The organism is Bacillus sp. XT-4, from assembly GCF_050864245.1.
In the GTDB taxonomy this organism is placed as follows: domain Bacteria; phylum Bacillota; class Bacilli; order Bacillales; family Bacillaceae; genus Bacillus; species Bacillus altitudinis.
In genome coordinates this window covers 573,925-586,431 of sequence record NZ_JBPAFI010000002.1, presented here as the reverse complement: position 1 = coordinate 586,431, position 12,507 = coordinate 573,925, and the positions used below count along the sequence as shown (strand labels likewise).

The window sequence follows — 12,507 nt, the reverse complement described above, 5'->3', positions numbered from 1 at the left end:
TTGAGCAATAATAAAACCACTAGGTAAAAAACAGTAGGAGATGATATTAATGGAGAGTTATCCGTCCACTCGGATGAGAAGAAATCGAAACAATGACTGGAGCCGCAGATTGGTTGCCGAAAATCGGTTGTCGGCTGATGACTTCATTTGGCCAGTTTTTGTTCGGGAACAACCGGGAGAGGAAGAAATTGTTTCGCTGCCAGGGCAGTTGCGAGTCGGACTAGATCGTCTTATTGAGCACGTGGGACAGGCAGTAGAATTGGGAATTCCAGCAGTTGCGCTATTTCCTGTTATTGATCCAGAAAAAAAAGATGCAGATGGGAGTGAGGCGACAAATCCGGATAATTTGATCTGTCGGGCAGCCCGCGAGCTTAAGAGGGCATTCCCGGAACTGGGATTAATCGGTGATGTTGCATTAGATCCTTATACCACTCATGGGCAAGACGGAATTCTACGTAATGGCTATGTCGTAAACGATGAAAGTGTAAGTAGATTATCCGAACAAGCCATCATCCTTGCGGAAGCTGGGTTTGATGTTGTAGCTCCATCCGACATGATGGATGGGCGTATAGGTGCTATACGGAGTGCTTTAGAAGAAAAGGAACTGGTCAATACAAGAATTTTATCGTATGCGGTAAAATATGCATCTGGCTTCTATGGTCCTTTCCGTCAAGCTCTGGGGAATGTACTGTCTGGGGATAAAAAAAGCTATCAAATGGATTCTGCCAATAGTGATGAAGCCCTTAGAGAAGTAGCGCTTGATTTGAATGAAGGTGCGGACATGGTCATGGTAAAACCAGGGCTGCCTTATTTAGATGTCATACATCGGGTGAAATCGGAATTTAAAGTTCCTACTTTTGCCTACCAGGTTAGTGGAGAATATTCAATGTTGATGGCAGCTATTCAGAATGGCTGGCTTGATGCAAATGTTGTAATTGAAGAATCATTAATGGCGTTCAAACGCGCCGGATGCGATGGCATTTTGACTTATTTTGCTTTAGATATGGCGCAGCGATTGAGAGATGGAGAATCTCAAAACATATAGACAAAATGAAAACAGACCCTGCGTGGTCTGTTTTTTTATGAGGAGGATTTGAGGACCTTAAGAAAAAGTATTGATGGAAGATAATCCGATACGGATTTTAAATATTTTCATTTATTATTCTCTATTTGTCTATACTTTTCATATCGCTGTTGTATAAGCACTTCCGAGGATAATGGTATCAATTTTTTTAGAGATGATTCAATCACAGATTCAATCAATTTTGCCTGTGATTTTATATCATTTTGTGCTCCACCCTTAATTTCAGGAATGATTTCATCAATAATTCCTAAATGCTTTAAATCTTTTGCTGAAATTTTCATATGTTTAGCAGCTTCTGGAGCATACTTAGCATCCTTCCATAGGATAGATGCTGCTCCTTCTGGCGAAATGACCGAGTACCATGAATACTCTAACATATGGATATGGTTACCGACACTAATGCCAAGAGCTCCACCACTTGATGCCTCTCCAATTACAATACAAACAATTGGCACTTTAAGTGTAGCCATTTCCAATAGATTTCGAGCTATCGCTTCAGAAATTCCACGTTCTTCAGACCCTTTGCCTGGATAGGCGCCAATTGTATCAATAAATGTAATAATAGGGCGATTAAATTTATCAGCTTGTTTCATCAGTCTTAGCGCTTTTCTATATCCTTCTGGATGTGACATTCCAAAATTTCTTTCTATATTTTCCTTTGTACTTCTCCCTCTTTGATGACCAATAACCGTAACGGGCATCCCTTTAAATTTTGCAATACCACCTATCATTGCTTGATCATCACCATATAATCGATCACCATGAAGTTCGAAAAAGTTTGTAAACAATAAAGGTATATAATCCAATGTCGTGGGCCGGTTACGTAGCCTTGCAATTTGAACTCGTTGAAAAGGTGTAAGATTAGAATAAATTTCATCTTGCATTTTATTTAAACGTTTTTCTAATTCTTGAATTTCTGATGATAAATCTACATTATGTTCTTTCATCATTTTCTTTAATTCATCAAATTTCTCTTTTAGTTCAATAATAGGACGTTCAAAATCCAAACTCATTTTATCCTCCAAAGGGTATGATTTACCTCACTCTAATCAAAAGACTTAGAAATAGAATCAATAAATAATTCAAAACCATCCACAACTATTTTTTGTTCTGATTCTGATAAATTATTGAGGATACGTTGATAAAATGTAAGGGATTGTTCTCTTAAGCGATTAACAGTAATGTGACCTTTTTCTGTGAGGTGCAGAAAAAGTTCTCTTCTGTTTTTTTCATTTACTTCACGATAAACAAGTCCCTTTTTTACTAACTTATCTACCAATCTACTTACAGTTGAAGTCTCTAATCTAAGTTTATTGGATAGTTGCCAAACAGTTAATTTTTCCATCTCTATTTCCTCTAACGCCATCATTTGAGAAGTTGGTAGAGGTTTTTCAAATGGTCCATTGGGCAAATTTTGAGATTCAAAAACCCCAGTTATTATAATCATTTTCTTAATATCTGATCTTAGTTTTAAGGCATCTTCTCTTTTCAAAAAGGTCACCCTCCTAAAATTCATGTATGATACATCAATTGTATTATACATGAATGTGTTTTTTTCACAAGTTTAACGTAAGTCAATATTAAAATAAGAATGAGATATTTCTACTTGTTAAAATGGTATAAACCAATTTATTTTATTAATATAAATGAGAAGTAGTTGCCCAAGGTCTTTCAGTATGTAGAGCAGAAACAGTGTTTCGCTTATGCAGAAGCATGCTATATAGTATATGCAGATGAGCATGGGAAACAAGGTCGATTTGAAGAAGCTACGGCTGCTGATCAAAAGGTATTAGAAACACATCTCAAAACGTATAGGCAAAATGAAAACAGACCATGCAGGGTCTGTTTTTTTATGGGGACGGATTGGGTGCGAACCCTTTCAGTTTTCTTCAGGAGTGCACTTTTTTTATTAGAAAGGCTTAGCATAGAATCTTATTAAAACAGTCTTTTTAAGAGAACATCTGGAAGTTTCGGATAAGGTCATTCACCTTGACGGGGAGAGATCGCTGGTTCGAACCCAGTCGGATTCATATGAAAAGATGTTGATACAGAGCCATTCTTGAGATAGTCGAGAGTGGCTTTTGTATTTCTAAAACAAAAAAACATTAGTGAAATGAAAAACCACACTGTATTTTTCAGTGTGGTCAATTTAAGATACGACAGGTGAGCCATTTAACAATACAATAGTTTCATAGTGTGATTAAGATCATAAAACCGTATTTTGGTAACCTTATCTCTACTATTGAAGGGCTCATTATCGTGTTTTTCATAGCTACACCTTCGAAGAGTCATCAATCTTTCTTTTTTTGTAGTCTTTTATTAAGCTTGAAACAGTTAAACCAATTACAACAAAAGCTACTACATAAGATAAAATGTTTGTTACAGGTGTATCAATTTTTCCTAAAATCAATACAATAGCGATAATAGCGGCGGGTAAAGTAATTAACAAACTTTTTGATGCCTTATTTTCCTGTGTCACTAATCAAGTACCTCCTTATTGTTTCAGCATTGTGTTTTAGTTCATTTTAAAAAAAGAACAACATGATGGTTCTAGCAACCCACCATGCTACATTTTCACTTCCATTCACTTTAAGAGCGCCTGTATAGTGTTCAAGAGTGATTAGAATGGTTTCGAATTTTGCTTCTGCAGAAGGTGTGAATAAAAAAAGTTCCTGAAACCGTGGATATTATTAAACCTTTTGAAAGTTTTTTTCATAATGAATATGTATGCATATTGGTTCTCCATCTCTAATGAATGTTATCATTTGTAAATAAATGAAGTAAATAGGTTATTTGTTATAGGGGTTGAACGGTCCTTGACAGGGGAGAGGTTGCAGGATCGAGTTTAGCCGGAATCATCATTAAAACCCTTGCTAAGCAAGGGTTTTTTGACAACAGATATTTGTTTTATTTTTTTGAAAAGGGACGAATTGGGGAAGAAGTTACTAACTCAAAACCTTTACGATGCATGTGTCATAAAAATTCTTAATGAATGTTGCTATTTATTTAGCAGAAGTAACATATACGTTCTTACCAGAATTTACACCAGTAATTAAAATTATGACTGAAATGAAGATTAGCATGAACAGAGGAACAGTCCAATGATAAGTAATGTCATGTAACCAGCCGAATAAAATAGGTCCTATCGCTGCTAATAGATAGCCTAAAGACTGTGCCATACCAGATAATTCTGCTGCTTCTTGTGTATTTTTTGTGCGTAAACTAAAAAACATCATGGCTAAGCTAAAGGCCATTCCAATGCCAATCCCAATCATTATCATCCACAGAGGTATAAGGAATGACACGCCATATAAAATGCCCATTAAGCCAACAACAAGCAAGAGAAATGAAATCCATACTAATATCTGTTGTTTGCTAAAACGTCCAGCTAAAATAGGTACAATAAATGTAGCAGGAAGCATTGAAAGTTGCATCAATGATAGCATCCATCCACCTTCATTAGCATTTAGCCCTTTAGTTTCAAGAATTTCAGGAATCCATGATATGACTGTGAAAAATACAAAGGACTGAGACCCCATAAACAATGTAACATTCCACGCTAGCTTAGAACGCCAAAGGCTGATAGGTCTTTTCTTATTCTCTTTTCGAAAAAAATCCAAAGATTCTTGGTTGTTCCTTAGTTTTGGTACCCAAAATATCATGGTAAGAAGAGTTAAGATTCCCCAGCAACCCAGGGAACCTGACCATCCGAAACCTAATGATGAAGAAATGGGGGCGCTAATCCCTGAACCAATAGCGCCAAATAAATTCATAGAAACAGCATATAGGCCTGTCATCAAACCTAATTTGTTTGCAAAATGATGTTTAATGAAGCTAGGTAATAAAACATTACAAATCGCAATTGAAGAACCGATTATGACGGTTCCTAAAAATAACGTGTCCACTCTACCAAAAGAACGTATTCCAATTCCAACTAATAATAATGCTATCGACATAAACAGTGTTAATTCCATACTCAAACGGCGAGTGATCTTGGGGGCAAAAGGAGAAAACAATGCGAATGTGAATAAAATGGCTGTAGGAATTGTACCAGCTAATGTGTTAGAGATACCAAGATGATCACGAATGGAAGACAATACTGGACCGACTGATGTAATTGGGGCCCTAAGATTTGCTGCAATTAGAATAACACCAACAACAGTTAATATCTTTTTATTTGTCTGCATACTCGATCTTTTCTTTTGCTCCGTTTGTGGAATACTCATGGCAGCTATAGACCCCTCCAAATCTTTTATAACGAATTGGGGCAAGCTGGATGAAACGATTCGAACCTGCTTGCAATGAATTAATAATTATCGAATGGGAGAACGACACCTACCTACCTTTATGCCTAAAGCATTGTAATGGTTTTTAATATTGACAATCGCATGTCCACGTGTCACCTCATCGATTAGTTGATTTATTTTTTGAAGATTCACAGGCTTATTTGCAACTAAGTCACTAAAAAATGTTTGAATCTCTTTTGGATAAACATTTCCTACCATACTAGAAAGCCCGTTACATCCGTTTAATATTTTTTCAGTGAGGTTTACGTCCCCTCCAGCGAACATGATAAAGTCATCTGGTAAAGTTGTATTTTTTAGGCGTCTAACATCACTCTCTTCTTTCATCCCAACCAAATGAGAGTGTTTTTGATTCATAAGAGTGTGAAATGAGTCAGCACTTAATTCAAACCCCGTGCGCAAAGGATTATTATAAAGAACAACATGTTTTGTGGTTTGCTCTAACAATTCATTCATGTAAGACATCGCTTGTTCCTGAGTTGGTAGGATATAAGGAGGAAATTGAATGAGAATCGAGTCGAAAACTGAATCCTCAAGATGTTCAATCAATTTTATTGCATTTTTTGTCGTTGTAGCTGATACACCAAACATTAGTTCAACATGTTTAAAGTCCTGCTGATTAAAAAAATCAATAATTTGTATCCTTTCTTCAATACTCATTGAATTTTGTTCACCTGTAGTTGCAGATACGAGTAGTGAATCAATACCATTTTCAGCTAAATACTCAACGATTGGTTTAAATCCATCCAAGTACAGACTTTCATCTTCATGAAAGGGGGTTGGAATCGCGACATTTAAATTCTTCACTTGTTTTAACCTCCTACATTAAAATTTTTATACTTTCTAAAAAATGTTACTTGTTCTTGTTATATCGACTGACCTCCTTTACATGGTTTGAAGAAATTATTTGTGCATGTAAGTCTAGCCTTCATGTAATAGTCTAAGACACTTATTTTTATAGAACAATTCAATTATTTATATAATAACTATAGTTTGTACCTATGGTTTTATTTGTATAATAATGTATATTAGATGTTAATATTTAAAAATCATAAAGTTTGTACTTGTGAAAATTTCTATTTAGGAGTCGGAAGAATGGAATTAAAGCAATTAGAGTATTTTTATACAATGTGTCAAGAACTGCATTTTACAAAAGCTGCTGAAAAGGTTGGAATATCTCAACCATCTTTAAGCCAGCAAATCAAACTTTTAGAACATGAAATTGGAACAACTTTGTTTGATCGTATTGGTAAGAAAACGACTCTTACTGAATCAGGAAAACTCCTATTAAAATATACTCGCAATATTTTTCACGAAATTGAACAAGCAAAAATATCGATTAATGAATTAAATGGGCTTCAAAGAGGATCAATCTCAATTGGGACATTGCTAACAGTAGAGAACTACCTTATTCCACCGGCATTATTTAAATTTCATCAGCAATATCCAGCTGTTAAAATTTCTGTACTAGGTCTCCGTACTGGGGATATTCAAAAACACTTAATAGAAAATAGAGTGGACTTAGGGATTGTGTTTTTACCAATGAAAGGGGATGAATTTGAAACAATCTCTTTATACACGGAAGATATGGCTTTTGCAGTACCTGTTAAACACCCCCTGGCACAAAGTGAAAAGTTGGGGTTAGAAGTATTAGAAGAAACTGCTTCAATTTTGTTTCCTGAGCAATTTTACATCAGACAGTTTATCAACAAAAGTTGTAAAGATATTGGTTTTCTACCCAATCCTATTTTTGAAGTAACAACTATGCAGTCATTAATTAATATGGTGGTAGATGGCATAGGGATAACGGTCTTACCAACTCCTTATCTTGAATATCTAAACGAACCTCGATTAAAGATTATTCCTATAAACAATGCTAATCTTATTAGAAGTGTAGGGGTCGTTTATAGGAAAGACAAACACCTAGGAGCGGCTATTCACATTTTCATTGATATATTAAAAGAGATTGCTTTTGGTTTGAATTATGTTTATGAGTCGAGAAAGAAGTAATCGTTTTTAAGGGAATTTCAAGAGATGATTGAAATTCTAGAAATCACAGCGCAAGGGTAAACTGATAACGTTCAGGTAAATACATTTTTGATAAAATATTTAGAGGGGGAAAGATATGAAGTCATTTTTACTAATTGGACAATCAAATATGGCGGGGCGAGGCTTCAAGCATGAAGTGCCACCAATTTATAATGAAAGAATCATGATGCTGCGAAATGGAAGATGGCAAATGATGACTGAACCTATTCATTTTGATAGGCCGGTAGCTGGTGTAGGACTGGCGGCTTCCTTCGCGGAGACTTGGTGTAAGGATCATGAGGGAGAAAAAATTGGTCTTATTCCATGTGCTGAAGGTGGCAGTTCCATTGATGAGTGGTCACGAGATGGGGTATTATTTCGTCATGCAATAAATGAAGCTACATTTGCAAAGGAAGATAGCGAATTGGCCGGGATATTATGGCATCAAGGAGAAAGTGACAGCCAAGATGGAAAATACAAAGAATACAATGAAAAAATACGAAGATTATTTCATGAGCTGAGAACTGAATTATCTGTACCTAACATTCCGCTTGTGATAGGTGGTTTGGGCGATTTCTTAGGAAAGACAGCATTTGGCGCAGGATGTGTGGAATATCAACTGATCAATGAGGTACTACAAAAATATGCACATCATCATGAAAATTGTTATTATGTTACTGCGAAAGGCCTTATATCTAATCCGGACGGAATTCACATCAATGCGATGTCCCAAAGAATATTTGGGATAAGATACTATGAAGCATGTCGAAAAACAGAACATATACATGAACCATTACCAAATGAACATGAGCTAGTGAATGACTGTCATAATAGAATGAAAACCTCAGCGGAGAATACATATATAGCACTAGAAAAATTCACGTTGGGCAAGATAACTTACGAAGAGTTGCTGCAGGCTTTAACTTAGGTAAAGGTCATGGTAGTCTTTGAATAAACAGAAACATGATATATCTTTTGAAAAGATGATTGTGGTGGTAAAAACAGATAAAGCTTCCTCCTGAATACAGTAAATCACATTCAGGAGGAGATATAAAATGTTTAAACAAATAGTCGAAAGTTATCCATGAAAAGAGTACTTTCATCATTATATGACGGTAGCCTGATGCTCATATAGCTAGGTGATCGATCTAGACATCACGAAATTGTATGCAATATTAAAAGAAAAAAGGCTAGATTCAATGCAAATTACCTGAAGACAAAAGGTATTCTCATGGAAATCTAGAAGATGAAGGCAGACTGAAATGAGTTTGCCTTTTTGTTTTGTGAGGATAAAGACATGTGCCAAAGGTTTATTGATGTACAATGGTTCTTTTTGCGGTTTCTTTTCGGTGCCTTGTAAATTTCTGTATGTCATAATAAATGTAATATAAGGAAATATTGTAGAAGGGGAGTAAGGGGATGGAGAAAGTTCTTTCTTCACATGTTGGTGTGAAAATAAATGAATGGTATAAAATGATTCGTCAATTTAGTGTTCCAGATGCAGAGATTTTGAAAGCTGAGGTAGAACAAGAAATTGAACGAATGGAAGAAGACCAGGATTTACTGATTTACTATCAATTGATGTGCTTTCGTCATCAGCTTATGCTTGATTATATTAAACCCTCAGAGCAGCGCTCTTTATCCATAGCAGACTTAGTAGATAAAATAGAAAACTCCAACCATAAATTGTCCGGCATGCTGCAGTATTACAACGCGTTTTTTCGTGGAATGTATGAGTTCAGTATAAAAGAATATGTACAGGCCATTCAATATTACAAGATCGCTGAGCGGCAGCTCGCACTGGTTGTCGATGATATTGAGCAAGCGGAGTTTCACTTCAAGGTGGCTGAAGCCTACTATATTATGAAACAAACTCATGTTTCTATGCATCACATCATAAAGGCGCTTGAAATATACGATCAGTATGAGTTATACAAGATTAGAAAAGTTCAATGCTTATTTGTAATAGCAGGAAATTATGATGATTTTAAGCAGTATGAAAAATCATTAATACATCTGAATAAAGCCTATTCCATCGCTGAAGAAATAGCGGATAAAAGGTTGATTGCCAAGGCACTTTTAAATATAGGAAACAATTATGAAAAAAAACAAGATTATGCAAAGGCTATCCAATATTATCAAGAGTCTCTTGAAATATCAGAAGATGGTGTGGACGATGTAAAATCGGTCATATATGTTAATCTCTGTTGGGCACTATATAAGACAGGAGAAAATGATGAAGCATCCAAATTAGTGGATAAAGCTTTGGAACTTGTCTCTCATAAAGAGAACCCGCACGAAATTTTATTAATACGTTCTATAAGAACAACATATGAAAGTAATGATGAGGAAGAGATTCAAGCTATGCTACAGGCATTTGAAGAAAAGCAGTTGTTTGTTTTCGTAGAAGAATTCACTAAAAACCTTGCAGTGATTCATGAAAAAAGAGGAAAGTTTGAGAAAGCAACAGAATATTACAGGAAGGCATTTCAAGCCCAACATAATATTCAAAAAGGAGAGTGTCTTTATGAGTGTTAAAAAAATGATTGTTATAAGCTCTATTATCCTTCTAGGTGCAGGTGTATATGAAGCATCTAGCTTGATTAAACCAACATCAAATCGGAATACAACAATGGAGGAGTCGAATAGAAATACAACTTTCATTCCACAAAAAATCGATCGAAACACGACAATGATCAATCGAAATACAATTTCTCAAAACGTATAGGCAAAATTAAAACAGACCATACAGGGTCTGTTTTTTTATGGGGACAGATTGGGGACGAACCTTTTCAGTAAACACACATTTTTTATCAGAAAGGCTCATCATAGAACCTTATTAAATCAGTCTTTTTCAGGGAAGAACAAAGTAAAACCCCTGACTTTTATGGCTAGGGGATTTTTTCTGAGAACTTTCTTCAAATGTTAATCACTAAAAAACAAAGGCACCAAAAGTGAGAAGTATAACGCCAAGAGATACCAAACTGATAAGTGGCGCAATAGTCCGCATTAATTCCGCCTTGACATTCACTACTAAAACCAGCTTTCTCAATTTCTTTCTCTTGCAAAATGCCCACTATCTTAAAAAACTTGTATTTTTGTTGTAATTGCAATAAAAATATTTTATTCTTACTAGTATAAGACCATATAAATGCTTCACCTGGTTCAGACTAATATCAGAAAAGGATTGATAAACAATGCATATAAAAAAAATAACAACTGAAAATGACTTACAAGTTGCTCTTAATATTAGAAAGTCAGTCTTTATTGATGAACAGCAAGTACCTGAGTCTGAAGAATTTGATCAATTTGACACTCTTCAGGATCAATGTCAGCATGTCTTAGTATGCCATGAGAATGAACCTGTCGGCACAGGTCGGGTGCGTATTGTGGATGGTACAGGTAAATTGGAACGAATTTGCATCCTAAAACCTTATCGTCAGTACGGTTTAGGCAAAGTGATTATCAGAGAACTGGAAAAAATCATGCAAGAAAAAGGAATTACAAAGATAAAGCTGCATGGACAAACACAAGCAGAAGGTTTTTATAAAAAACTTGGTTTTCAAACTGCTTCAGATGAATTTATGGAAGACGGGATTCTGCACGTTTTAATGATAAAAGAATTATCTTTAAGTAGAGATCATGTCTAATAAAAAAAAGTATGTTTATTACGGTTTAGGTGTACTCGTATTAAGTTTAGGAATTTCATTAACAATACAATCAGGACTAGGTGCTTCCCCATTTGATGCCCTTTTAGTTGGCCTTTCCAAAGAATTTGGTCTTACCGTAGGGAGCTGGGAGGTCTTGATTTCTATCATCATCTTAATTTGCAATTCTATATTAGTGAGAAAAAAACCTGTTTTTTTAGGTTTGATTACAGCGTTCGTGACTGGAATCGGTATTGATCTGTGGTTACTCCTCATCAAATATGTCATTGATACAAGCACGTGGTTTAGCAAACTGACTTGCTTTGGAGCTGGTTTGATATTCATTGGTCTTGGAACAGCCGTATATCTTCAAACAAAATTCGCATCAACACCAATTGATCATTTAACACTCATTCTTCGAGATATTTCAAAAAGAACCATCGCATTTTCGAGAACAATATTATATGCATTTTTCTTCATATTAGCTTTTATATGTAAAGGACCTATCGGTGTTGGAACCATATTAACTATTTGTTTCGGAGGCATCATTCTTCACTTTTTCATGCCTATTGTTAACCGTCGGTTATTATCAAATTGATGATTTGGCTGGGTACGATAAATCAATTAAAAAGCTTCTATAGTAAAGGTAGAAGTGAATAGAGGATAGCGCTGATAATTACAAATTCTATATTGGCAGGGGAGAAATATATATATCTAGAACAGTTCACGTTAGGGAAGATTACTTACGAAGAGTTGCTGGAGGCTTTATCATAAACAAAGCTCATGGTAGATTTTGAATGGACAGAAGCATGACATAACTCTTGAAAGGATGATTGTGGTGGTAAAAACAGATAAAGCTTCCTCCTGAATACAAGCAATTACATTCAGGAGGAGATAAAAAATGTTTAAACAAATAGAAGAAAATTATCCGAGAAAAGAGCACTTTCATCATTATATGACGGTAACCCGATGCACATATAGTCTGGTGATCGATCTAGACATCACAAAATTGTATGCAATATTAAAAGAAAAAAGGCTAAAAGTATATCCTGTGCAAATTTATTTGTTAGCAAGAGCTGTGCAAAAAATACCGGAATTTCGGATGGATCAAGTGAACGATGAACTTGGTTACTGGGAGATTCTCCATCCTAGTTATACGATTTTAAATAAAGAAACAAAGGCGTTTTCAAGTATTTGGACGCCTTATGATGAAAACTTTGCTCAGTTTTATAAAAGCTGTGTAGCCGACATTGAAACATATAGCAAAAGCAGCAGCCTATTTCCGAAACCTCATATGCCAGAAAACATGTTCAATATTTCAAGTCTGCCGTGGATTGATTTTACTTCTTTTAACCTTAATGTATCTACAGATATAACTTATTTACTGCCAATATTTACGATAGGCAAGTTTAAGGTGGAAGAAGGAAAAATCATCTTGCCAGTT

At 35.4% G+C, this 12,507-nt stretch carries 13 protein-coding genes; 8 read left to right on the top strand and 5 right to left on the bottom strand.

Annotation, left to right across the window (positions count from 1 at the left end):
- The first annotated feature begins 49 nt into the window (after positions 1-49).
- The gene (gene hemB, locus ACRRMM_RS08245) at positions 50-1,045 is read left to right on the top strand and encodes a porphobilinogen synthase (RefSeq protein WP_017359643.1); all 996 of its coding nucleotides are present in this window, start codon (positions 50-52) and stop codon (positions 1,043-1,045) included.
- Between the two features lie 107 nt (positions 1,046-1,152).
- Here hemB and ACRRMM_RS08240 read toward each other — a convergent pair whose 3' ends face one another.
- The 5 genes from ACRRMM_RS08240 to ACRRMM_RS08220 form a co-directional block, all read right to left on the bottom strand.
- Positions 1,153-2,097 carry an acetyl-CoA carboxylase carboxyltransferase subunit alpha gene (locus ACRRMM_RS08240; RefSeq protein ID WP_428828895.1) on the bottom strand — a complete coding sequence of 315 codons (945 nt, stop codon included), beginning with the start codon at positions 2,095-2,097 and terminating at the stop codon, positions 1,153-1,155.
- Positions 2,098-2,129: 32 nt separating this feature from the next.
- The gene (locus tag ACRRMM_RS08235; protein WP_008348375.1) at positions 2,130-2,576 is read right to left on the bottom strand and encodes a MarR family winged helix-turn-helix transcriptional regulator; all 447 of its coding nucleotides are present in this window, start codon (positions 2,574-2,576) and stop codon (positions 2,130-2,132) included.
- Positions 2,577-3,356: 780 nt separating this feature from the next.
- Positions 3,357-3,563, bottom strand: coding sequence for a hypothetical protein (locus tag ACRRMM_RS08230; RefSeq protein ID WP_148780223.1), 207 nt, complete (start codon positions 3,561-3,563; stop codon positions 3,357-3,359).
- 523 nt (positions 3,564-4,086) lie between these two features.
- A complete protein-coding gene (locus ACRRMM_RS08225; RefSeq protein ID WP_125589029.1) occupies positions 4,087-5,310 on the bottom strand; it encodes a CynX/NimT family MFS transporter in 1,224 nt (407 codons plus the stop codon).
- An 87-nt stretch (positions 5,311-5,397) separates the two neighbouring features.
- The gene (locus tag ACRRMM_RS08220; protein WP_017359637.1) at positions 5,398-6,195 is read right to left on the bottom strand and encodes a dihydrodipicolinate synthase family protein; all 798 of its coding nucleotides are present in this window, start codon (positions 6,193-6,195) and stop codon (positions 5,398-5,400) included.
- Positions 6,196-6,483: 288 nt separating this feature from the next.
- Here ACRRMM_RS08220 and ACRRMM_RS08215 point away from each other — a divergent pair, with 288 nt between their 5' ends.
- From ACRRMM_RS08215 to ACRRMM_RS08185, 7 genes are all read left to right on the top strand, one after another.
- Complete coding sequence (locus ACRRMM_RS08215) at positions 6,484-7,398, top strand: LysR family transcriptional regulator (RefSeq protein WP_428828896.1); 915 nt, start codon at positions 6,484-6,486, stop codon at positions 7,396-7,398.
- A gap of 115 nt (positions 7,399-7,513) precedes the next feature.
- Positions 7,514-8,344 carry a sialate O-acetylesterase gene (locus ACRRMM_RS08210; protein ID WP_035392377.1) on the top strand — a complete coding sequence of 277 codons (831 nt, stop codon included), beginning with the start codon at positions 7,514-7,516 and terminating at the stop codon, positions 8,342-8,344.
- Between the two features lie 491 nt (positions 8,345-8,835).
- Positions 8,836-9,954 carry a tetratricopeptide repeat protein gene (locus ACRRMM_RS08205; protein ID WP_008348370.1) on the top strand — a complete coding sequence of 373 codons (1,119 nt, stop codon included), beginning with the start codon at positions 8,836-8,838 and terminating at the stop codon, positions 9,952-9,954.
- Positions 9,944-10,144 (top strand): RapH phosphatase inhibitor, encoded by a 201-nt coding sequence (locus ACRRMM_RS08200; protein ID WP_428828897.1) that lies wholly within the window; start codon positions 9,944-9,946, stop codon positions 10,142-10,144. The genes ACRRMM_RS08205 and ACRRMM_RS08200 overlap by 11 nt, the downstream gene beginning before the upstream one ends.
- A gap of 469 nt (positions 10,145-10,613) precedes the next feature.
- Positions 10,614-11,066 (top strand): GNAT family N-acetyltransferase, encoded by a 453-nt coding sequence (locus tag ACRRMM_RS08195; RefSeq protein ID WP_113747587.1) that lies wholly within the window; start codon positions 10,614-10,616, stop codon positions 11,064-11,066.
- Complete coding sequence (locus ACRRMM_RS08190; protein WP_057079668.1) at positions 11,059-11,661, top strand: YczE/YyaS/YitT family protein; 603 nt, start codon at positions 11,059-11,061, stop codon at positions 11,659-11,661. Before ACRRMM_RS08195 ends, ACRRMM_RS08190 begins: the two co-directional genes overlap by 8 nt.
- Positions 11,662-11,964: 303 nt before the next feature.
- Positions 11,965-12,507 (top strand): CatA-like O-acetyltransferase (locus ACRRMM_RS08185; RefSeq protein WP_432450822.1); only part of this gene is annotated, 543 nt, incomplete at its 3' end.